This is a genomic window from Paraburkholderia sp. OAS925 (assembly GCF_040543975.1).
Taxonomy (GTDB): Bacteria; Pseudomonadota; Gammaproteobacteria; order Burkholderiales; family Burkholderiaceae; genus Paraburkholderia; species Paraburkholderia graminis.
Genome location: NZ_JBEUNO010000002.1, coordinates 1581034 through 1604351, shown reverse-complemented (window position 1 = coordinate 1604351; position 23318 = coordinate 1581034). Strand labels below are relative to the sequence as shown.

16 protein-coding genes and 1 pseudogene are annotated in these 23318 nt (G+C 62.0%); 3 read left to right on the top strand and 14 right to left on the bottom strand.

Annotated features, from left to right (window positions below; genetic code table 11):
• Window positions 1-3: 3 nt before the first annotated feature.
• The 10 genes and pseudogenes from cyoA to araD all read right to left on the bottom strand — a co-directional run bounded on the left by cyoA (window position 4) and on the right by araD (window position 14559).
• Window positions 4-897 carry a ubiquinol oxidase subunit II gene (gene cyoA, locus ABIE53_RS25990; RefSeq protein ID WP_192699279.1) on the bottom strand — a complete coding sequence of 298 codons (894 nt, stop codon included), beginning with the start codon at window positions 895-897 and terminating at the stop codon, window positions 4-6.
• A 351-nt stretch (window positions 898-1248) separates the two neighbouring features.
• Window positions 1249-2391 (bottom strand): annotated as a pseudogene (locus ABIE53_RS25985) (SEL1-like repeat protein); the annotation flags it as partial.
• Between the two features lie 120 nt (window positions 2392-2511).
• Complete coding sequence (locus tag ABIE53_RS25980) at window positions 2512-3789, bottom strand: SEL1-like repeat protein (RefSeq protein WP_502922742.1); 1278 nt, start codon at window positions 3787-3789, stop codon at window positions 2512-2514.
• 3 nt (window positions 3790-3792) lie between these two features.
• Window positions 3793-5766: a phospholipase D-like domain-containing protein gene (locus ABIE53_RS25975; RefSeq protein ID WP_192699282.1), complete on the bottom strand. Its 1974-nt coding sequence runs from the start codon at window positions 5764-5766 to the stop codon at window positions 3793-3795.
• A 2-nt stretch (window positions 5767-5768) separates the two neighbouring features.
• Window positions 5769-8279, bottom strand: a complete 2511-nt coding sequence (locus ABIE53_RS25970; protein ID WP_310074876.1) for a type VI secretion system Vgr family protein — start codon at window positions 8277-8279, stop codon at window positions 5769-5771.
• Between the two features lie 619 nt (window positions 8280-8898).
• Window positions 8899-9393: a hypothetical protein gene (locus ABIE53_RS25965; RefSeq protein ID WP_310074671.1), complete on the bottom strand. Its 495-nt coding sequence runs from the start codon at window positions 9391-9393 to the stop codon at window positions 8899-8901.
• 21 nt (window positions 9394-9414) lie between these two features.
• Window positions 9415-10482, bottom strand: a complete 1068-nt coding sequence (locus tag ABIE53_RS25960) for a LacI family DNA-binding transcriptional regulator (protein WP_192699283.1) — start codon at window positions 10480-10482, stop codon at window positions 9415-9417.
• A 105-nt stretch (window positions 10483-10587) separates the two neighbouring features.
• Window positions 10588-11916 carry an MFS transporter gene (locus ABIE53_RS25955; RefSeq protein WP_107708785.1) on the bottom strand — a complete coding sequence of 443 codons (1329 nt, stop codon included), beginning with the start codon at window positions 11914-11916 and terminating at the stop codon, window positions 10588-10590.
• Window positions 11917-12022: 106 nt separating this feature from the next.
• Window positions 12023-12757 carry a ribonuclease activity regulator RraA gene (locus tag ABIE53_RS25950; RefSeq protein ID WP_029966172.1) on the bottom strand — a complete coding sequence of 245 codons (735 nt, stop codon included), beginning with the start codon at window positions 12755-12757 and terminating at the stop codon, window positions 12023-12025.
• Window positions 12758-12774: 17 nt separating this feature from the next.
• On the bottom strand, window positions 12775-14559 hold the full coding sequence (araD, locus tag ABIE53_RS25945; protein WP_192699284.1) for an L-arabinonate dehydratase: 1785 nt from the start codon (window positions 14557-14559) through the stop codon (window positions 12775-12777).
• Between the two features lie 210 nt (window positions 14560-14769).
• Here araD and ABIE53_RS25940 point away from each other — a divergent pair, with 210 nt between their 5' ends.
• Genes ABIE53_RS25940 through ligK form a run of 3 tightly spaced genes read left to right on the top strand, consistent with a single transcriptional unit; the run spans window position 14770 to window position 17289 of the window.
• Window positions 14770-15540 (top strand): IclR family transcriptional regulator, encoded by a 771-nt coding sequence (locus ABIE53_RS25940; protein WP_192699285.1) that lies wholly within the window; start codon window positions 14770-14772, stop codon window positions 15538-15540.
• Window positions 15541-15577: 37 nt separating this feature from the next.
• Window positions 15578-16603, top strand: a complete 1026-nt coding sequence (locus tag ABIE53_RS25935; RefSeq protein WP_107708791.1) for an amidohydrolase family protein — start codon at window positions 15578-15580, stop codon at window positions 16601-16603.
• Window positions 16604-16605: 2 nt separating this feature from the next.
• Window positions 16606-17289, top strand: a complete 684-nt coding sequence (gene ligK / locus ABIE53_RS25930; RefSeq protein WP_192699286.1) for a 4-carboxy-4-hydroxy-2-oxoadipate aldolase/oxaloacetate decarboxylase — start codon at window positions 16606-16608, stop codon at window positions 17287-17289.
• Between the two features lie 37 nt (window positions 17290-17326).
• Here the strand turns inward: ligK and ABIE53_RS25925 are convergent, their stop codons facing one another.
• The 4 genes from ABIE53_RS25925 to ABIE53_RS25910 form a co-directional block, all read right to left on the bottom strand.
• Entirely contained in the window at window positions 17327-18355 is a 1029-nt protein-coding gene (locus ABIE53_RS25925) for a MerR family transcriptional regulator (RefSeq protein ID WP_192699287.1), read from the bottom strand.
• Between the two features lie 150 nt (window positions 18356-18505).
• The gene (locus ABIE53_RS25920; protein WP_192699288.1) at window positions 18506-20233 is read right to left on the bottom strand and encodes a hypothetical protein; all 1728 of its coding nucleotides are present in this window, start codon (window positions 20231-20233) and stop codon (window positions 18506-18508) included.
• A 352-nt stretch (window positions 20234-20585) separates the two neighbouring features.
• The gene (locus ABIE53_RS25915) at window positions 20586-21734 is read right to left on the bottom strand and encodes a DUF1501 domain-containing protein (RefSeq protein ID WP_192699289.1); all 1149 of its coding nucleotides are present in this window, start codon (window positions 21732-21734) and stop codon (window positions 20586-20588) included.
• A 5-nt stretch (window positions 21735-21739) separates the two neighbouring features.
• Entirely contained in the window at window positions 21740-23248 is a 1509-nt protein-coding gene (locus ABIE53_RS25910) for a DUF1800 domain-containing protein (RefSeq protein ID WP_192699290.1), read from the bottom strand.
• Between the last annotated feature and the right edge of the window lie 70 nt (window positions 23249-23318).

The following is a 23318-nucleotide window of genomic DNA, read 5'->3' as shown; positions in this document are numbered from 1 at the left end:
GTGCTAACCCTTTGTGCGGCAATTGCTGTTTTGCGGATCAAGAACATTACCGTTGTTGTACTTCGCAATGATGTTGTTGAAGAGTCTCGAATCGACCGACGAGAAATAGCCGACCGGTTCCTTCTCGCTGGGTTTCGACACCGAGTTGTACTCGTTCATATCGAGCCGGCGCGGCGACGCTTTCGCTTTGTCGACCCATGCGTCGAACTGCGCGGGCGTGACAGCAAGCGTGCGGAACTTCATGTCCGAAAAGCCCTTGCCGCTGAAATTCGCGGAAATGCCGGCGTAATCGCCCGCGTGGTCGGCGATCAGATGCAGCCGCGTTTGCATGCCCGCCATTGCGTAGATCTGGCTTCCGAGTTGCGGAATGAAGAATGAATTCATCACCGAATCGGACGTGATTCTAAAATCGATCGGCGTACCCACGGGTACTGCAAGCTGATTGACCGACGCAACGCCGAGTTCGGGATAGATGAAGAGCCACTTCCAGTCGAGCGCGACGACTTCGACTTTGATCGGCTTGACCGCCGATTCGATCGGCCGGTAAGGGTCCAGTTCGTGCGTGGTGTTCCAGGTCAGAATGCCGAGGAACAGAATGATGAGCGTGGGTACGGTCCACACCACTGTTTCGATCGCGGTGGAGTGCGCCCACTTCGGTGCGTACGTCGCGTTGTGATTGCTCGCGCGATAACGCCAGGCAAACACGATGATCATGACGATCACCGGCACGACGACTAGCAGCATGGCCATTGTCGCCGTACTGATCAGCGACTTCTCCGCCATGCCGATACTGCCTTTCGGATCGAGCAGCTCGAGATTGCTGCACCCCGAAAGGCACGCGGAGAGCCCAGCCCCCAAGGGTATCAATACCCGTTCAAAGGTCTTTTTATTCACCATATCTGCTGATTTCCGTGGACCGATCTGAAACGCTACACAATGTTCTCGCCATGAAGACCAGACCACTACTTCATGCGCTGTGGAATTCTAAGAGTGCGGCGGGATCGGGAACATGATCCTGGACAAGCTACGTGCAGAGGTGGGGTGGGCGGGCGAGTTGGGCGGTGCTGGGGAGGGGGAAGGGAGTGGCCGAGGAACGCGATTGCGAGCAGAAAGCTCGCCGGGATCGCGACGGCGGCACTGACCTTCAAAGAGGTCACGCGCCAGGTTCATGAAGAAGCTCGACGCCGTGGCGCCTGCCTATCAGGCGGACGTGTTGCGCCTGATTTGGCTGCAGCAGGCGGAGACCGCGAAGCGGCGCGGCGCGTCACAAGAAACGTCCGCGAATCGCTGCACAGTCAACAGCCCGTCTTGCGGACATACCTGCCCCGTGCGGGCAACCGTCCCCAACGGCACACGCTCATCCTTTGCGCTTTTGGCGGGTGCAACGGGTAGTCCCGTTGCCGGATCGAGGTTCTTCTCACGGGCCAGTTTTGTGACCAGTTTTTCCGCGGGCTTCTGTGGTGGCTGAGCCGCGTCCTGCTCCTTCTGCCACTGGAACGTGCCGTCCCAAGGAGGCAGCTTCGCTGGCGGCAGCGGGACGATCTGGTCGATGTCTGGCACCTTTGGATTGCGGCCGTCGTTGTTGTTGAGGAATTCCCAGATCAATTCGTAGCGGCTTGACCGCTCGGAGTCCTTCTGCAATCCCACGTAATAAAGCGCGTCAGATGGCTCGGTATCGAATGCATTCTTTAAAAAGGATGCCGATTGAGTGTTTCCAGCCGCCACCCCTATCTGGAATGCCTCGATGGCATCTGGATATAGCTTGTTGGTTGATAAATCTATGCCAAGATAGTTCGCCGCTTTCCCATATTCCTGACCGGATGCACACTCCATCATCTGTCGCGAAATTTCCTGAGCCTTGTCCCGCGGTGAAAGCAGGTCTGCGACGTAATACTGTGCTTCAGGACTGCCAAGGTCAGCCGCCTTGCGGAAATACCGCAACGCCATTTCACTGTCCTGTTTCAACCCGTAGCCGATCTCCAGGTAATGCCCGATGTCGAAGTAGCCACCCGGTACGCCCTTCTGGACCAGCCGCGCGGCAAGGTCAACCGTTTCCTTCGGTGCATCGGGCGAATCGGCCAGCCCCTGTGAAACCAGCAGTTGCAGGTTGTGATTCGCCTTGTAGTGGCCCCAGGCCACTGCGATACGGTAATAACGCGCAACCGCGTTGAAATCCTTTGGTCCATCCTGCTTTTGCAGATAGCGACCGTAACTGAACAGTGCATCGGCTTGCTGATCGAGTGGCGGCAGATGGTCCACTTCGTGAACACAGGTGAATGCAAGGTTGGCGCGCACGGCGCTCATGTCGGGAAGCGAAGCTAACGTGTTCTCCTTATGGGTGCACGCACAGAGCACGGTTAACAGCAGAACAAGCAGGCGTCTCCGGGTCATGGCTCGGTCCGCATAGCTAGATGCAGTCCCATTTGCCCGGGGGCGAGTCTGGGGCAATGGATGAATAAACGGAGCGCACCAGTTACTCCGAGTAAAGCTCGAGCGAAATTTTCCATCTCACTACGCCTGGTCGATGTAAGCCTTGAGAGTCCATTCCCTGTCGCTCCGATACTTGCGCATGCCGAGCAGCCAGTCGAGACCAGGAATGGGACGGGGATCGTTCAGCGCGAGTTGTGGCATCGTCTCGCCTTTCCTGAAGCGGCGCGTCGCATCACAGGAAACGTCCGCGAATCGCTGCACAGTCCACAGCCCGTCTTGCGGACATACCTGCCCCGTGCGGGCAACCGTCCCCAACGGCACACGCTCATCCTTTGCGCTTTTGGCGGGTGCAACGGGTAGTCCCGTTGCCGGATCGAGGTTCTTCTCACGGGCCAGTTTTGTGACCAGCGCTTCGGCGGGCTTCTGTGGCGGCTCAGCCGCGTCCTGCTCCTTCTGCCACTGGAACGTGCCGTCCCAAGGAGGCAGCTTCGCTGGCGGCAGCGGGACGATCTGGTCGATGTCTGGCACCTTTGGATTGCGGCCATCGTTGGCGTCGATGAACTCACCGATTAGCTTGTAACGACGCGAACGCTCGGGATCTTTAGTTTGCCCGAGGTAATAGAGTTCGTCTGAGGGGGTGGTATCGAATCCATGTTGCAAAGCGAAGGCGGACTGTGTGTCACCTGCCGCCACTCCCTTCTGAAATGCAATAATGGCCTCCGAATATAGCTTGTCAGTTTTCAGATCTATGCCGAGATAGTTTGCAGCGTTGCCGTATCCCTGGTTTGTTGCACATCGCGTCATCTGTCGCGAAATTTCAGGAGCCTTGTCCCGCGGCGAAAGCAGGTCTGCGACGTAATACTGTGCTTCAGGACTGCCAAGGTCAGCCGCCTTGCGGAAATACCGCAACGCCATTTCACTGTCCTGTTTCAACCCGTAGCCGATCTCCAGGTAATGCCCGATGTCGAAGTAGCCACCCGGTACGCCCTGCTGGACCAGCTGCGCGGCAAGGTCAACCGTTTCCTTCGGTGCATCGGGCGAGTCGGCCAGCCCTTGCGAAACCAGCAGTTGCAGGTTGTGATTTGCCTTGTAGTGGCCCCAGGCCGCTGCGATACGGTAATAGCGCGCAACTGCATTGAAATCCTTTGGTCCATCCTGCTTTTGCACGTGGCGGCCGTAGCTGAACAGCGCATCGGCCCGCGGATCGAGCGGCGGTAGACGGTCCGCTTCGTGAACACAGGTGAATGCAAGGTTGGCGCGCACGGCGCTCATGTCGGGAAGAGAAGCCATCGGGTTGTCCTTATGGGTACAGGCACAAAGCAGAATGAATAGTGGAACAAGCAGATGCATCCGGTTCATGGGTCAGTCCGCATAGCTGCGGTCACTCGACGTGCGCATGAAGCCGACCAACGAGGCAATGGGTGCCAATCCACTTTTCTGATTTCTCGCATTCTGGTTGACGATATATGTCCACGCTTTAAACGCCGCATCCGGCGAATCCGATGCGCCATCCTTGAAGCCCTTGGTATGCAAATTCCACAGCCGCCTACGCAGTGGCTGCGTCACGGCCATGTTCTCGTGGCAGATGTTTAGTTCGCTGTCGGCTTCCATGCTGCGTATGTTGACGTTCGCCGAACCCAGTGTCATGAACACATCGTCCACCACCATCAGCTTCGCATGCACATACACATAGTCCCATTTCCCCGGGGGCGAGTCGGGGGCAACCAGCGTGCACACATGCACCTTCAGGCCGGGTATGTTGCCGGGCACCACCACCTGCGGTGGCGCTTTCATCTGCTTTTCCAGATCAGCCCGCTTTGCTTTTGCCTGCGTCAGCTTCTGTTGCGATTGCGCAAGGCTTTTCTCGCCCGCCGACGAATCGGCATAACCCGGAATCTGGTATGCGCCACTGATCTCCCGGCTCGCCTGGTTTTGCTGCTCTATCGCCGCCGCGTAATCCTGCTTCAATGCGGCTTGCCGTGCATCTTCGCGTTCGAGTGTCGCCACCCCCGGAAGCTGGTGTGCGCAGCCAAGCGAATCCAGCATCCGGTATGTATTGACTGTCCCAACGCCGATACCTTCGTCGTTGGAATTCGTTACTACGAACAGGTAGATCGACCCGTGTTTGCCCGCGTCCCGTCCGCCACACGTCTGAGCGGAAACAGCCTGCTTGATCTTCTCCGCCAGCGGCACATACCGGAAATACTGATTCTCGATGTAGATGAACTTTGTGGCGTTATTCGCCGCCTGAAGGTACAGCGCCTCAATGTCCTTCTTCCCCTTCTGCGACTGCGTGCGTACGATCTGCGCCATCACCGGGGTGTCGAAGTCGCGGCGCAACTTCAACTGCTTCGCCAGGGGCGCCCGCGTCTGGGTGAGTGTCTGGCCAGTGGCATCGTCCCACGCCTGGCAGAAGTTGAGGTTCAGGTATTCAAGGATGGGACCGCTTACGCGGCTCGACATGTCTTCCCGGGGGTGCTCGCCGTTACGCCCCATTCTCGGATGCATGCGTATATAGCTGTGATCGTCGCGATCCCAGTACGTGTCGAGCATGTTGTGTCCCATGACGAAGCCGACTGCCTGATCGGGCATTTCGTAGTCGACTAGCACCATCTTCTGGTGATGCGTCGGCTCTGTAGCGCCCATGGAGACGCTGTTCTGTGTCGTCGTGTATGCGCTTCGCCGAGAATCCTTGCCATGAAACGCCGTGCGGTATGCGATTTCGGCGCGATTAGTGAAACTGAAATCGCGCGTGGCGAATTCGATGCCTTCAAACGCTTCCTGCGTGGCCGCGAATGGCAACCGACGCATCAGACGCCCCTTTGTGACGTTGCTCAGGTTGGCCCGCCGATACCATTCCAGATCAAATTCGCGCTCAAAGTTCTTCTGGTAGTCCCGAGAAACCATCGACATGCCAGGCATCGACAGGAGCCAGTCCGGCATATATGGCTTGAGCATCGTCGCGACATTGTTCCCCGGCATATTGTTCTCGCTCCACTCTGCAACGTGCAAGTCGTCCATCCAGCAGAGCAATCGCACGCGAACACCATCCGCGCCTTTTCGCGCGAGTAGCTGCCCGATTGGCACCGTGTCGTTGCTGCCACGCCTGAAATACATCGATGGCTGGAAGCCCCAGCAGATGATATCGACACAGCGCTTCGCATTCAGGATCGCGTCATATATCGTTCCAAAGGCTTCTTCACCGTTCACCAACGGTCTGAATGTCGCCGTCGCCGGGTTGTATTCCGTCTTCTGCACAAACCACGGCAGCGTGATAGTCGCGCCTGCGGTGCAGGACAGCGCAATCGGTACGGTAATGGATGGTTGTTGTGTCACGATCAGAAGTCCGTATCAGGATTGAGCAGCTTGTTGTAACCGGTGCGGTGTTCCGCACGATCAACTGCCCCAGGCTGGCCTTCATGAAACGGAATGCCCCGATTGGCGAGCGCTCCGTTATCAGCGTTGCCCCGGTATTGCTCGGCCACGGCAATCGCGTAGCTCACGCCGTTTGCGAGCTTCAGCGTATATTGCCGAGTCGTGGGATGGTGATCGATTTGAAGCAGTCCGGTCTCATCGAATACACCGTGCTTCACCAGCGCGCCGCCAGCGAAAAGCTCGTAGGGCATGCCGGCCGGGATGACCGCTCTCGTCGCCGGAGATGCCGCTGTATTTACCGTCAGCGGCACGGTTGGCATACCGGCCAGCGACGGATGGTTCAGGTCCAGCGGCATGTTCAGCGACGCTTTCCCCTGCTTCTGGACCGTAATGGTCTTGATGAACAGATCGAGCGGGCCGCCCAGCGTGATGCTGCCGTCCTTCAACTGGATGAACGCGCCGCCTGACTCGAGCGTGAGTTCCTTCTTCGCACTGATGCGCACAGTGCCGTTGACGCTCGCCATCGTCAGGTCTTGTGCGGCCAGCAACGACATGGCATCGCTCTGTGCCTGAATTTCGACGGGGCCTTTGGCCGCAAAAATCTTGCTGCCGAGTTGCTGTGCGAACAGTGAGATGTTCTCGCCCGCTGCGACCGTGAAGCGCTTCAGCACGCTCCAGTCGGCGTTCTTGCCGGCCACCGTGCTGATATCGCCCTGCGCCGCGAACTGCACGCCACCACCCGCGACGATACCCGCCGACGCGGGCGTGCTCATCAGCAGTCCCGGCTTCTTCAGGCCGTCGAAATCCTCCTTCATCTGCCGCTGCGCATCGGTGTGGGCCGGCTCAGCTTTCGCGCTGGTGGCCGAACTGGCCAGCACCTTTGCAAGCTCCAGCGCGCTCTCAAGCTGCGCGATAGTTTCCTGCATGTCGAGCTGCTTGCCAGTGGCAGCAGGGCGGTCGTAAGTCGTGACCATCAGACCCTTGCCCGCGCGATTCACCCCATAACCCGATGACCTCAGTTCATAGCCTTCACCCCGGTATTCGAGCTTGCTGTTGACGAGATAACCGAGATTCAGTTGCGACTTGTCCGAGTGTTCCGTACTGAGCTTGATCCCTTCCTGGCCTGCCCAGTCCTCCATGCGCAGCTTGTTGTTCGCCTGCGTGCGGATCATGTTGCGCGAGAGCCAGCGCCGGTCGTTTGTGACGAGATCGCGCGCCTGGCTGTGGTGGTGGAACGCGATGATTTCGGGCTTGTCCGGATCGCCGTCCCGGCAGGTAATCACCGCTTCTGCATCGTCCAGCGCGGGGAAGTGCATGCCGGTTTGCAGCTTGCCCGCGAACGGCTTTGCCAGCCGCAGCGGTACGCTCTCGCCGCCATTCGGCCACGTTTCGAAATCGGAATCGAAACGGACCGTGTAGTGGCCGTTTTTATCGACGTATGCGTAGGTGTATTTGTCCGGGCTCGTCACACGCGCGCTGAGTGTGCCGGTCACTTTGGCCCAGGTTTGCGGCTCGAGCTTGAGCCGGAATCGACGGTCGGCGGGAATCGCCCGGTAGCTGTTCGTATAGGATGCATCGCGCGCGCCGCTATGCGTGACCTCGACGATCAGCTGGCCCTTGGGGGCATCGGGCAAGACGATGTCTGTTTCCAGCACATAGCCCGGTTGCAACGCCAGCAGATTGCTTTCACCTTCATAAACTACCTGCCAGGCGATGGCCGCTTCATGCCGCAATTGCGCTTCCCACTTCGCGCCCGCCTGGTCCAGATGGTGCGTGCCGTAGACGTAGGGCTGGCCGTAGGTCGTGGAATCGTCGGGCGCAACGTTGGACGTGTCGCGAAAACGCTCCCAGGCCTGATGCGGGTTGTAGTCCGCGACCGTGAACGATTGCGGCACGGTCACGGTATGCGTCTTTACCGCCGTTACCGCCTCGACGCCGCCCGCTTCGAGTCCCGCCGCTTCGCGGTAGGGCAGAATGCGTTGCGGACTTTCGTAAATGTAATGGTCGACGTCGTCGCCCACTACAACCTGGTCGCCGTATTCCGTTTCCACGATATAGAAGTACAGGCCCGCCTTCTCTGCGAGCATGTGCACATACGCAAGGTCGCTCATCTGGTGCTGCATGCGCAACAGATGCTTGCGGTACTGCCCGCGCAGACGGAACAGGAATTGATGTTCCCTCAGCCCGTGACCGCGAACGATCGCCGCGATAATCTCGGGCGTGCTCGCGTGCTGGAATATCCGGTTCCGGGTGACGGCCTCGAGCCGCCCGATGCGTGACTTCAGGACAACCTGATACTTGATGAAATCTTTCGTCGTTTGAACCGTCGAAAACCGCGCAATGAAGCCTGAGAATTTCCGGGGTGCACCGTCGTCCGGCACGATCGAAAATGACGCATCGCGGCTGAGGTATTCGGCGCGCGCGAGCGGCTGCGGGTGGGTCAACTCGATGCACACTTCGGTCGGTGCGCCCATCTTTTCGGTTACCGTGAATGACACGACCGAGAGCGCCGCCGCGCTGTCCGTGCCGGGCACGTCGAGAAAATACGCCTGGCGTCCCGTGACGCCCTGCCGTAATGGATCAAACTCTGCCACTCCCTGCCCCCTGAAAAGACCAGCGACGCAGCGTTCAGCTGCCAAACCCGTTAACTGACCATTTAAGTTCAATAAGGTCAACGAATTTAATTCGGGATAGGCGGGGAGCAACAAATCTTGACAGAAGTGCACGGCAAACTATTCGCGACGCACATTTCTGCGGTCATGCAGGGTATCAGTCGGGGGCGTGGCACGCGCAGCCATGCGCACAGCAAGGGAAGGTGGCGGCGTGTTTGATCCTTTCAGAAAAAATCATTCGGGCCGTGCGTGAACCTGCACGTAGCTTCGCGACCTCAGGATGAAGTCCACGCGTTTCGCCCGTCGTCATCGCCGTTTAGCAGCTCAGACAAGTCCGCGGGCTGAATTCGCTGCATCGCCTTTTCAGGCTTCTTGTCGCATCGCGGTCCTTCAGATCGCCCGGTTTGTGCGCCTTGCGTCAGTACCGCCTTACGAAGCAAAGCAACTCCCCTCCCCAGACGATCCTGTTTGCGACGGTCAGTCACGATAAAGACCAAGGATCCACCTTCCCACCTGAAATCACAAAGTGCTTCGCGTCCGATCCCGAAGCAAAGAACCGCCAGTCCTCCTCGTCCGATATTCCGTCAGTGGTGATCGAAATCCGGACATCTCCGGACAAGCCGATGCGCACCATGCCGTTATCCCCGACCTCAATCGTTTGAACCACGGTCGGCCCCTTGTCTACAACCAGGTCGCGGATGCGGTGCGTCATCTCGCGCGTACTCGTTTCAGAAGCCGCGAAATCACGATAGGCTGCCAGGACTGTCGCTCCTCGTTCGATTGTCCAGTCGCATTGAATATGTAGTGACCATGCGCCGACACGTTTTATAGTTTGGCGCTTTGTCGTTATTTCCCGGATCGGCCCGAACTGCAACGTAAGCATGTCCGCTGCGTGTCCCACGCCGCTGACGTTCAGCCCGACGAGGACCAAAAGGCGCTGCTTGATCTGTTCACGCGTATGAATCATCTGAGTCATTAACCACCAGAAAAACCCACTTCAACTACTACCACGCCGCACGACCTCAAACCCCACATCGGTCACCTTGCTCTGCCCCGACCCAGAAAGCCGATCAAGCAGGCACCGCGCGGCCGTGACTCCAATGCGCGTGCCATCGACATGCACCGAAGTAAGTTGCGGCGTCGTCTCCGTCGCGAACTCGAGATCGCCGAATCCGCAGATCGCCAATCGCGACGGCACGCTCAACCCCATTTGCCTCGCCGCGCTCAACGTGCCGATCGCGAGCAGATCCGAGCCGCAAAACACGGCGTCGATATCCGGCGCCTGCTCGATCAAACGAGGCAGCGCCGCCTTGCCGAGCGCCACCGAACTCGGCGGCGCGACGAGTACTTCGGCAATCCCGGATATGCCCGCCTGCGCGAGCCGCTCACGAAAACCGCGGCGACGGGCGAGCGCGCGTTCGTCGTTAGCGGACACGAGCCCTGGCTTGCGCACATTCCTTTGCAGAAAATGCTCGGCGACCGCGACGCCGATCTGGTAATGCGAAAAGCCGACCAGCATGTCGATCGGTCGATCGGTCATGTCCCACGTCTCGACAATCGGAATGCCGACGTTCGCAAGCCGCTCGCGCAGCGAATCGGTATGCGCGACGCCCGTCAGCAGCACGCCTTCGGGACGACGGCTCAGCACTGCGTCGAGCAAAACCTCTTCGCTCGAATCGTCGTAGCCGCTCAGCGCGAGCAGCACCTGGTAGCCGGCGCGCGACATGGTCTCGCTGAATACCTGAATGGTTTCGGAAAACAGCGAGTGCGCGATGGTCGGTACGATCGCCGCGATGAGCCGCGAGCGCGACGACGACAAGCCGCCCGCGAGCCGGTTCGGCACATAGCCGAGCTTTTGCACGACCTGCCGCACGCGTTCCAGCGTTTCCGGCGCGACCGTCTCGGGGCTGTTGAACACGCGCGACACCGTGATCGGCGCGACGCCCGCTTGCGCGGCGACATCGGTGATGCGCAAGCCCTTGGGACCGCCGCGCATGCGCCGGACGGGCGCCGCCGCGTCGGGCAACTCAGCGCCGGCGGCAGCGGGCGGTTCTTTATTCGGCATGGTGGCTGACAGGAGAAGATGGATCGCGCGCGTATTCTAAACCGCGCCCTATCGCAGACGGCTCGGGCACTCGCGCGACATGCATTGAGCGCTGCGCGTCGTGGCTTACTCAGTCACCGCGACCCCGCTTTGCGCGACACGGGCGCCTCGGTCGCGGCGCAAGATGAAAACCGTGACGATAGCGAATACGAGCAGACAGGTCGCGGGAATCATCATCGGCGCCTTCACGCTGCCCGTCGTTTGACGAACCCACGGCACGAGGTTCTGCGCGATGAAGCCGCCGATGTTGCCGAGCGAATTGATCGCGGCAATGCCGGCCGCGGCACGCGCGCCGAACAGGAATTTCGGCGGCAAGGTCCAGAAGCACGGAATCAGCAGATACATGCACGGCGCGCCGAAACACAGCGCGATAAAGCGCAGCGTGTTGGTCGGCAGAAACACGGCGCTCGCGAAACACATCACGCCGAGCAGTGCCGAAACCAGCATTGCGATCAGCGCGCGATTACCGGTGCCGCGCAATTTCGAAGGCAACCATGCAAGTACGATCGTCGCCATCAGCCACGGAATGATGTTGAGCAAACCGTTGGTCGTGTTGCTCACGCCGAAGCCCTTCACGAGCGTCGGCAACCAGTAGCTCACGCCGTAGACGGAAATGGACAGCATCATGTAGTAGAGCGCCATGCCGATCACGCGCGGCTCGGTCAACACGCTCAACAGCGAACCGTGCGTCGCGACGCTCGCCTTGATCTGCGCGCGCTCGGCATCGAGCGTGTTCGTGAGCCACTGCTTCTCGTCGGCGGAAAGAAATTTGGCTTCTTTCGGCGACGACGGCAACAGGAACAGCACCACCACCGTCAACAGCACCGACGGCAGCCCGGTGACGATGAACACGAGTTGCCAGCCGTCCAGCCCCGCGAGCCCGCCCTTGTCCAGCAGCCAGCCGCAAATCGGCGCGCCGACCATATTGCCGAGACTGCTGCCCACCGTGAAATAGCCGAGCATGCGCACGCGATGCCGCGACGGGAACCACAGCGTCAGATAATAGATCACGCCAGGATATAAACCCGCTTCCGATGCGCCGAGCAGAAAACGCAGCACGTAAAACATCGTCGCGTTCTGCGTGAAGGCGAGCAATATCGTCACCACGCCCCACGTCAACATGATGCGCGCCATCCAGCGCGGCGCGCCGTACTTGTGCAGCATCACATTGCTCGGCACTTCGAAAATCAGATAGCCGACGAAGAACAGCGACGCGCCCAGACCATACGCGACCTCGGAAAGTCCGAGGCTGCCGAGCATTTGCAGCTTCGCAAAGCTGATATTGGAGCGGTCGATATAGGCAACCAGATAAAGCAGCCCCAGCAGCGGCATCAAACGCAGGGCAAGGCGGTTGATCAGGCGCGATTCGGCGATGGCCGGTGTCATGGTGCTCACAACGTCTCCTACGGCCGCGTGTTTTGCGCGAGCCTGTTTCCTGCGATGGATCAATCAAGCGTCGTTCGATTCGGCGATGCAGATGCGGATGCAGATGCCATGCCGCTTACGGCCGTTGCGCACGCCATTGCGCGTACGCGGCCAGCGTTTCCTCGTTCGGCGGATAAGTGCCGCGCAATGGCCGCCCTTCTTCGATCCGCGCGGCGATGAATACTTCGAGCTGCTCCTGCTCGGCGGCATCGCGCGCGACATCGGCGGCCATTTCACGCGGCACGATCACCACGCCGTCCACGTCCGCGACGACGATGTCGCCCGGATACACCGCCACGCCGCCGCACGCGATCGGCACGTTCATATCGACCGCATGATGTTTCGCGAGATTGAGCGGCGCGCTCGCGCCCGCGCACCAGATCGGCAAGCCCAGCGCCGCGATGGTGCCGCTGTCGCGCACGGGTCCGTCCGACACCATGCCCGCGACGCCGCGCTTCGCAAGACGCAGCGCGAGAATCGAACCGACCGATGCCACCGATCGCTCGCCGCGGCAGTCCTGCACGAGCACGCTGCCGGCAGGCGCCGTTTCGACGGCCTTGCGCTGAGGATGATCCGGGTCCTGAAACACGCCGACGTGATCGAGGTCTTCGCGCGCCGGGATATTGCGCAGCGTGAACGCGGGACCCACGACATTCGGCGCGCCGGGCGCGGGCTTCACGAGCGGCGCGACGCCTTGCAAGAACACGTTGCGCAAGCCGCGCTTGAAGAGCTGCGTGGTCAAGGTGGCCGTGCTGACGTGCCTCAACTGTTCGAGCGTCGCTTCGCTCACGACGATTTCGGATGCGGTCATGAAGGACTCCGTTTGAATTAGTGGATCTCGGGTTCGCCGCGTTTCGCGTCCGGCGCGCTTTGTGCCGTGTCGTGCGAAGCCGCCGCCTTCAGCGGCTCTTCGAGAAAGTCGAAGTCGCAGCCTTTATTCGCCTGCAACACATGCAACTGATGCATCACGCCGAAGCCGCGCTCGAATGGCAGTTTCGGCGGCTGCCACGCTGCTTTGCGCGCGGCGAGTTCTTCGTCGGTGACATCGAGATGCAAACGCCGCGCGGCCACGTCGAGCTCGATCATGTCGCCGTCCTTCACGAGCGCAAGCGGGCCGCCGACGAACGACTCGGGCGCCACATGCAGCACGCACGCGCCGTAGCTCGTGCCGCTCATGCGCGCGTCCGAAATGCGCACCATGTCGCGCACGCCCTGCTTCAGGAGTTTTTGCGGAATCGGCAGTTGGCCCCATTCGGGCATGCCCGGCGCGCCGACCGGCCCCGCGTGCTGAAGGACGATCACCGAATCGGCGCTCACGTCGAGCTCTTCCATGTCGATGCGCGCCGCCATGTCCGTATAGTCCTTGAACACCACGGCGGGACCGCGATGCTTGAGCAGATGCACTTCCATCGCGGCCGGTTTGATCACCGCTCCGTCGGGGGCGAGATTGCCGGTCAGCACGGCGAGGCCGTCGCTTGCCACGACGGGATTGCTGCGTCGGCGGATCACGTCGTCGTTGAATATTTCGGCACCCGAAATGTTTTCTCCGAGCGTCGCGCCGTTGACCGTCAGTTGCGAGCCGTCTATCAGATCGCCCAGTTCCACCAGCAGCGCGCGCAAGCCGCCCGCGTAAAAGAAGTCTTCCATCAGGTACTGACCCGACGGCCGCAGATTGCCGATCACAGGCGTGATACGCGACAGTTCGTCGAAGCGCGCGGTCGTCAGGTCGATGCCGGCGCGACGCGCCACGGCCACCAGATGCACAATCGCATTGGTCGACCCCGACATCGCGAGCACGGTGGTGACGGCGTTATCGAATGATTTCGCGGTGAGAATGTCCGACGGCTTGAGGTCGGTCCACACCATCTCGACGATGCGCTGCCCGGTCAGCGACGCGAACTGCGCATGCCGCGAGTCGACGGCGGGAATCGACGAAAAGCCCGGCAGCGTGAGGCCGAGCGCTTCGGCCGCGCTCGTCATCGTCGAAGCAGTGCCCATCGTCATGCAATGGCCAGGCGAGCGCGCGATGCCGCTCTCGATGCCCTTCCACTCGTCCTCGGTGATGTTGCCCGCGCGCAGTTCGGCCCAGTATTTCCAGGTGTCCGAACCGCTGCCGAGCGTGCGGCCATTCCAGTTGCCGCGCAGCATCGGACCGGCCGGCAGAAAGATCGCCGGCAGGTTCATGCTGATCGCGCCCATCAGCAGGCCAGGCGTGGTCTTGTCGCAGCCGCCCATCAGCACGCAGCCGTCGAACGGATACGACTTCAGGATTTCCTCCGTCTCCATCGCGAGGAAATTGCGGTACAGCATCGTGGTCGGTTTCTGGAACGGCTCGGCCAAAGTCATTACCGGCATCTCGACCGGAAAGCCGCCGGCTTGCCAGATGCCGCGCTTCACTTCCTCGACGCGCTGCTTGAAATGCGTATGGCACGAGTTGATCTCGCTCCACGTATTGACGACGGCGATCACCGGCTTGCCCATGTAATCGGACGCGTGATAGCCCATTTGCGCCGTGCGCGAGCGATGACCGAACGAGCGAAGGTCATTCACGCCATACCAGCGATAACTGCGCAACTGCTCGGATGTTTTGCGGTTCGCCACTGATGTCTCCATGGTATCGCTACCATCCCGCCACAAGGCTTGGTCGCGGGACGGCGCTGTCGTGATAGACGCGATGGTAGCGATACCATCCGGCGCTGTCGCTCAGGGATATTACCGACGAGGCTCCTGCGTCCGCGATTGACGGCACGAGGCGATCGGACTAGCATTGTTCCATCCAACGATTATTGGTTCTATCTAATAGAACAAACACCGGAGCGAATCATGGCCCGCAGCAGCGAGACGGCGCGCACGCCGCAAGGCGTCACCTCAAGCGGCATCGACGTGCTGGACCGCGCGGCGTCGATCCTTTTTGCGTTTCGCCGCAATGACGAACCGCTCACGCTGACGCAGCTTTCCGAACGCACGGGGCTGTACAAGAGCACGCTGTCGCGGCTCGCGCAGGCGCTGTGTCATCACCAGCTTCTGATTCGCCGCGACGACGGGCGCTACTGGATCGGCTCGGCCGCGATGCACCTGAGCGCGGTCTATGAAGCCGGCTTCGATCTGCGCGACATCCTGCTGCCCGCGATGAAGGAATTGAGCGAGGAAACCGGCGAGGCCGTTTCGTTTCATGTGCGCGAGCGCGATCACCGCGTGTGCCTCTATCGCATCGCGTCGCGCCACTCGATCCGCGCCGAAGTGCAGCAAGGCGACACGCAACCGCTCGAACGCGGCGCGGGCGGCCGCGTGCTGCTCGCGTTCGCCGGCGAACCCGGCGAGCCGTACGAGACCGTGCGCTCGCGCTACGCGTATCTGTCGATGGGCGAACGCGACCGCGAAACCTCGGGCATATCGGCGCCCGTGTTCCGCGTCGGCCAGGAACTCGTCGGCGCGCTCGGCATCGTCGGACCCTCCGCGCGCATGGGCATGGAGGAGATGGAGCGCTATCGCCCGCGCCTGCTGGAATTCGCCGCGCGCGTGACGAAGGCGTTGGGCGGCGACGCGGAGCCTTTGCTCGCGGCGGCGTCGGCTACAGAAACCGCGTCGCGCTGACGCCACATCACACCGCATTTTAATTCGGACTACTTGCATGATCATCGACATTCACGGTCACTACACGACCGCACCGAAAGCGCTTGAAACATGGCGCAATCGCCAGATCGCCGCGCTCGGCAATCCCACTGACGCGCCCAGCCCGTCCGAACTGCAAATCAGCGACGACGAACTGCGCGAGTCAATCGAAACCAACCAGTTGCGTCTGATGCGCGAACGCGGCCTCGACCTCACCGTCTTCAGCCCGCGCGCGAGCTTCATGGCGCATCACATCGGCGACTTCAACGTGTCGAGCACATGGGCCGCGATCTGCAACGAACTGTGTTATCGCGTGAGCCAGTTGTTTCCCGAGAACTTCGTTCCGGCTGCGATGCTGCCGCAAAGCCCCGGCGTGGACGTCGCCACCTGCATTCCCGAACTCGTGAAGTGCGTTGAGCAGTACGGCAATGTCGCGATCAATCTGAACCCCGATCCATCGGGCGGACACTGGACGAGCCCGCCGCTCTCCGACCGCTACTGGTATCCGATCTACGAGAAGATGGTCGAGTACGACATTCCCGCGATGGTCCATGTCAGCACGAGTTGCAACGCCTGCTTTCACACCACCGGCGCACATTACCTGAACGCGGACACCACCGCGTTCATGCAATGCCTCACGTCCGATCTGTTCCGCGACTTCCCCACGCTCAGGTTCGTGATTCCTCACGGCGGCGGCGCAGTGCCCTATCACTGGGGACGTTTCCGCGGCCTTGCACAGGAAATGAAAAAGCCGCTGCTCGAAGAGCATTTGTTGAAGAACATTTTCTTCGACACCTGCGTCTATCACCAGCCGGGCATCGACCTGCTGACGAAAGTGATTCCCGTCGACAACATTCTCTTTGCCAGCGAAATGATCGGCGCGGTGCGCGGCATCGATCCGCAAACCGGCCACTATTTCGACGATACGAAGCGCTATGTCGAAGCGGCGGAGATGAATCCGCAACAGCGCGACAAGATCTATGAAGGCAACGCGCGGCGCGTCTATCCGCGCCTCGATGCCGCACTCAAAGCACAAGGACGTTGAACATGTTTGAACTCGGCGTGGTTTATCGCAACATCGCGCGCGCGGATAGCCGCGTCGCGGAAGGACTCGGCGCGCTCGGCAGCGCAACCGTTCACGAAGCCATGGGGCGCGTCGGCCTGATGAAGCCGTACATGCGCCCGATCTATACCGGCGGGCACGCATCGGGCACCGCCGTCACGGTGCTGCTGCATCCCGGCGACAACTGGATGCTGCACGTCGCGGCCGAACAGATTCAACCGGGCGATGTGGTCGTGGCCGCCGTCACCGCCGACTGCACCGACGGCTATTTCGGCGACCTGCTCGCAACGAGTTTCCAGGCGCGCGGCGCGCGGGCGCTCATCATCGATGCAGGCGTGCGCGACGTGACCGTGCTCACCGACATGGGCTTCCCTGTGTGGAGCAAGGCGATCTCGGCGAAGGGCACGATCAAGGCGACGCTCGGCTCGGTGAATATTCCGGTGGTCTGCGCGGGCGCACTGGTGACGCCGGGCGATGTGATCGTCGCCGATCACGACGGCGTGGCCGTGGTGCCGTCGGCGCAAGCGCAAGAGACGCTCGACAAGGCCAGCGCGCGCGAAGCAAACGAAGCGCAAAAGCGCGCGAAGCTCGCCTCCGGCGTGCTGGGCCTCGACATGTATCAGATGCGCGAGCCGTTGCGGCAACTGGGGCTGCGCTACATCGACTGAGTGTGAAGCGCGATGCCGATCGGTCAGGCCGCACGCCTCATCGTGCCGGCGTGACCGCGGACACCGCTGCGCGCACAAACGTGAGCAGCGGTTCGCTCGCCCACGTGCCGACCATCAGTTCAGGATCCTTCTGCAGCGCGTGACGGAATTTCATGTGCGTAGCGGGATCGTCGCCTGCGTAGCTGCGGAACAACTCGAGCCAACGCAAGGCCAGATCGCGGCCCTGCTGCGAATCGGGTGCGATGCCGGCGTCGATTGCATCGCGGACGTCCGCCATCAATTGCGGCCACTCCATCGCGCGAGTGCCGTAATGCGCGCGCATGAAACGCGTCTCCTCTGGCGTCAGGTAGCGCTCGTAGATCCGCATCTTCGTTTCGGAAAACGCGCGCAGCACGTAATCGCGCAAAGGTGTCGAGATGCCGAGCGTCGCCTGCATCGAAGGCTCGTTGTCGTGCATCACATTGAGTTTCGCGAGAAGCCGCGGGTCGCCGCCGGTATCGCGCACCAGCAGCGTCATCCAGCGAACCGACAGCGCGCGCGGCGTCTCTTCTTCAGGCGGCACGCCCGCGTCCATCTGCGCGCGGACTTCGGCAACCAGATCGGCCCACTCCGGGTCCGGCGCCTGTGTCTTGCGATACATCGGCAGGCGCGCCAGTTCGTCTTCGGTAAAGTATTTGTCGTACATGGTCATCAACTCCAACGTGGAAAGCCAGTCGGAGAGGTCGGGTTCGTTGCCCGCATGCAGCGTATCCTGCAGCGCTTGCAGCCGTTCGCGCAGCCGCGCCGCCTCTGCAATCTGCTGATCGAGCATCGCGATCTGCCGCGCGACGATTGTCGCAAGCGGTGCATCCGGCGCGCGCATATAGCCGCAGATGTCGGCAAGACTCAGGCCGAAACGGCGCAATGCCTGAATACGATGCAGCCGCGCGATGTCGCTGCGGTCGTACAGACGATAGCCGTTGCCGGCACGCGCTGAAGGTTTGAGCAGGCCAATCGCATCATAGTGATGAAGCGTGCGCACGGTCAGTCCGCTGCGCCTCGCCAGTTCTCCCACCTTCAATAACATTCGACCTCCCTCCGTTACACGCGTTAGAGACTAAGGCCTCACGCTACGTCAGGGTCAAGCGGTGTGTCTAGTGGGCGCGGGGCCGTCGATAGAAAAAGGGGAATGCGCCGCCATGCAATTGCGGCGCGTTGGCATCGTTCGGCGTCGCGCTCAATTGTCCGGATGACTCGCGACGGCGCTCACGAACGCGCTATACGTCTGATTGACCACCACGCCGTCGATCATCACGCCATACGTGGTGTTGCCGCTATCGAGCTCGTAGTACATCGTCGACTGGATGTTCTTTGTCTTTCTCGCCTGATAGTAGCTCGCGTAGCGTGCGCTGATGTAATCCGCGCGATAGGCCACCGTCTTTTCGGGTCCGGTATTCCACTCCGTCAGCAAAAACGGCTTGCCGTAGCGCGCTTTGCAGTAAGTCGGCAGATCGAAGCCGGGACCCGAACCGTCCGAACCGATGTCGAAGATGTCGCCGTAGATCTCGTAGTTGTGCCACGTCGTCATGTCCCAGCGCACGGTCGGGTAGCCGCTCGTGCCGTCCGGTTGCGTGCCGTCCCACAATGCGTCGGCGGCGCCGACGTCCGCGACGCAGAAGTTGATCCCGCATTTCGCCGCGGGCTGCGCGGACTTCACGCCATCCATCATGCCGCGCATCAGGCCGCGCATGATCGGCCAGTTCGCGTTGCTGAAGTCGACCGCCTTCGTGCCGGCATTGGTCGAGTCGAGAATGATCGCGGGATCGCGAGTCAATTCGTTGCCGCACTCGTACATGACCACGCCGTATGGCGCGAGCGCGCCGGCGACTGTCACGCCGCACGAATGCCCCCGCGCATAAGCCGCCGATTCGCTCGCGAGCAGCGCGCCGTTGGCGTCGCGCATGCCGATCTGGATCACCACGAACAGCGTGAGCCCCGCCGCCTGGAAAGCCTGCGCGAGTCTGACGACGGCCGTGAGTTCGGTGGGGTCGTCGGTGACGCCGACGCGATATGTCGAGCAGCCCATGTTCTGCATGATCGACACGACCTGCGCGGGCGTGTAGCGATAGTCGTAGTGTCCGTTGATGCCATGGAACATGCCGCTAGCGGCCGCCACCGGAATACGTGGATCGGCGCACGGCAGCCATTGGTCGATATCGTTGCACACGTAGAACTGCGCGCCCGCTGCGCGGCACCACAGCTTGCCGCCGTACCACAGCAGCAGCGACACGTTGGAGTTCACGCCGACCGCGGCGTTGTTGCGCAGAACGACGCCGTTCGCGACGGTCCAGATTGCGCCTACTCTATCGATGATGCGCGACGCGCCAGGAATCGTCGTGCCGTCGAGCGACGTGCCGCCGAGGCGCGGATCGGCGCACGCGTACCACGCCGAGCCGCTCCAGCCGTAGAACTGCCCACCCGTGCCCTGGTGATAGATCACGCCGCCGGACCACAGCAGCAAGGACACGCTGAACGTGTTGCCGGCCTTCGCGCCGTTGCGATAGACCGATCCGCCGACGACAGTCCACACCGCCGCCTGATTGTCGATGACCGATGCCGCGGGCGGAATCGCCGTGCCATCCGCCGACGCGAGCGCGGACCCGGATGCGTCGTTATTCGACGTATTCGACGCTCCGTTGTTGCCCTTCGATCCGCTCGACGTTGCGTTGCTCTGCGTGGCCCCGGTGCTGCCGGTCGCCGAGGTCGTGCCTGTGGTCCCTGTGGTGCCTGTAGTGCTTGTGGTTCCCGACGCCGCGCTCGTTGAACTGGACGTCGCGCTGGTCGTCACGCCCGCGCTCGTCCCCTTGCCGTCGCCGCCGCCACCGCCACCGCCGCCGCATGCGCTCAGCACATAACTGCCGCTGACAGCCGTCAGCAAGCCGAGAAACTCACGTCGTTTAACCATGGCAAGACAATCCAACGCCGGGGAGGCCCGGACAAAAATCGGTGAAATCAGAGATGGTTGCGGATGGGGAAAACAGCGCTGCCTTTATTCGTTCGCCATCCTGATCAATCGGCGTTGGGCACCGACGAGGCGATCGTCACGAATAATGGGGCGCGGTCAATTTTCCCGCCGGCTGCTCACTGCAACCCATGCCTGGATGTCGGCAGGAAACGGCCGCTTGCGTAGGGCTCACGCGAAAAAAATTTGAATCTCGCGTGAGCGCCCGCTGCGTGGGAACGATCTGCTTGCCGCAGATGTGAGGAGGAAGGAGAGAGGGAGGCGCTCCGGCTGGCACGCAGCCGGAGCGTATCGACTACGCGCGAACGATACCGCTGAACGGCTTCACCGCAGCCGCGCGGCCGAACAGCGCGCGCGCCGTGTGCTTCGGATCGAGACCGAGTGCTTCGCTCGCGGCACCGGCGATCAGCGCATCGAGCGAAGCGGTCGGCTTGAGGTCGCGAGCCTCATAGAGATCGCGAGGCGCGAGGCCGGGCCAGTCCGCGACGACACGGCCGCCCGCCACCGCGCCGCCCAGCACCATCGCCACCGAGCCCGTGCCGTGGTCGGTGCCTTCGGTGCCGTTCGCGGCCGCAGTCCTGCCGAACTCGGTCGCCACCAGCACGGTGGTTTTGCTCCACGCAGGACCCATGCCGTCGCGCAATGCCGCGAGCATCGTGTCCAGTGCTTTCAACTGATTGGCAAGACGCGCGTTCTGCGCGCTATGCGTGTCCCAGCCGCCGGTCTCGATCATCGCGATGCGCGGACCGTCGTCGCGTGCGAGAAATCCGGCCGCCAGTTTGCCGAGGCTCGCGGGGTCCTGGCGCGCGCCGGCGTCGCCCGCGAGTCCGCGTGCCGTCATCGCGGATTCCCACAAGGGGCGCAACTGCGCGTCGTCGTCATAGAGTTGCGAGACGCGCATCAGCAGATCGTCGGGCGCCGGCGGCAACGCGGACGGCGCGTACGACGTGACGGCCGCCGTGCCACGCAGCGCCATTGGCACGGTGGGCGCAAAGGCGATTGCCGTCTCGCGCGCGGCGGGCAGCAGCGCGGCAAGCCGGTTCAGCCAGCCGTCCTTCACCTGATACGGCGACGAGCTGCCGGTTTCGAGCACGTTCTGTCCGTCGAAATGCGAGCGGTCGCGATACGGCGACGCCACCGCGTGCACGAACAGCGCCTGACGGTCCGCGTACATCGTGGCCATCTGCGTGAGCGCGGGATGCAGCGCAAAGCTGCCGTCGAGCCGGTGAGCGCTCGACGGATCGATTGCGAGCGCGCCGCGCAACTTCGCATAGGCAGGTTCGGCGTAGGGCACGACGATGTTCAGGCCATCGGCCGCGCCGCGCTGAATCACGAACACGAAACGGCGCTCGCTGACCACATTCGCAAACGCGATGCGCGGCGACACGAGAATCGCGCCCGCGCCCGCAGCGGCGACTCGCAGAAATTGACGGCGTGAGGACATGGCGTTCATCTCCGTTGAAAGTCCGGTGAGACCAGCAAAAGCGCAATTGCCGTGGATGCGCTTTCGGCGCGCGCGATCGCCACCGCCCTCGGCGCGCCCAGCGATCCGGCGAGCAGCGCCTGGCCGAGCGAGCGCGCGTCGAGCCGGTCGCCGACGCGCGCCGCGAAGCGCTGTGCGACCTCGACGCGGCGCACGAGCGCATCGGGCGCGGCCCAGCTTGCGGCGACGTCGTCGTAACCGGCGGGCGAACCGGGACGCCATACGGGTTGACCAAGCTGCGTCAACAGAGGCGCGGCCCGCAGATTGCCGAGGTCTTGCCAGCCGAGCCCGCGCATCGACGAAATCGCCCATTCCCATGGCGTCTTGAACTTCACCGCGACGGGCGACCAGGCTTCGTGCATGTCGATCAATGTGCGGTACAGCGTCGGCAGATCGCCGCCGCTCGTCATGAACGCGCTCGCCAGCTTGCCGCTCGCAGCCGCGGGCGGAGTATCGGCGATGAAATGACGGGCCAGCTTGGCGCCGATGTGTTGCGCGGTCGCAGGCGCAGTCGCGAGGTCATGCAGGATCGCGAGCGCCTGGTCCTCGCCGCGCTGATCGTAGCGACGTCCCATGACGGTTCGCGCGCCGGGCTCGTGCAGCGCTTCGCGAAACACGAAGGTGCCGGGCGCGGCGGCAGTCGGCATGGACTGCGCGGGCGGTTTGCCCTGCATGCCGGCGTTGGCAGGATCGGTCGCCACGCTCCAACCCGTCAACGCGCGAGCAAATTCAGTAACGTCGTCCTGGCTATAGCCGCTGCGCGCGCCGAGCGTATGCAACTCCATGATTTCGCGCGCAAGGTTTTCATTGAGGCCGCGCTTGCGCTCGGGATTGCGCGCCGCCGCACGCAGCGCCGCCGTGCTGTCGGGCCCGACCGAACGCGTCTGGTCGAGGAACACCTGCATCGCCGGATGGCGCTCCACCGCCACCAGCATGTCCTCGAAACGGCCCAATACGTGCGGGCGAATCGCCTCCGCTTCGAACGAACCGGCGAGCGCGGCCACAGCGGGTTTTTCCGTCGATACCGCGAAATGGTTCGCCCAGAAATGAACCAGCCGCTCGATGAAAGGCGTCTGCGTGGTCAATGCGCTAAGCACGCGCGCATTCACCGAAGCGCGATACGTGTCGCGTATTTCGACATGCATCGCTTTCCGTTCGGCTTCCTTATCTTTTTTCACCGAGCTTTCCGATGCCGCTTGCTGGCCGCCTTGCGCGTTGCTTTGTTGCGGCGTGTTCCCATCGCCAGGCTTGCGCTGCCGTTGCTGACGCAACTGCATGCGCTGCTGTTCCAGTTCGCTCGACAAGTCAATCGAATCCGGCTGATCGGCCCAGGCAGCAGGCCTCGGCTCATAGTGCTCGAATTGCGCGAGCAGCCACGCCTTCGGGTCGGCGGGCGCTGGGTCGTCGGGGCGCGCGCCGAGGCCGAAACGGTTCAGCGCGATCGCAGCAGTCGTCAGATTGGATGAGGCAGTCATACCGCCCTCTCAGGCATTGAATAGTGCTTGAACGTTGCGCACGCATGCAATCCGTCGCCGCTCGCAAACA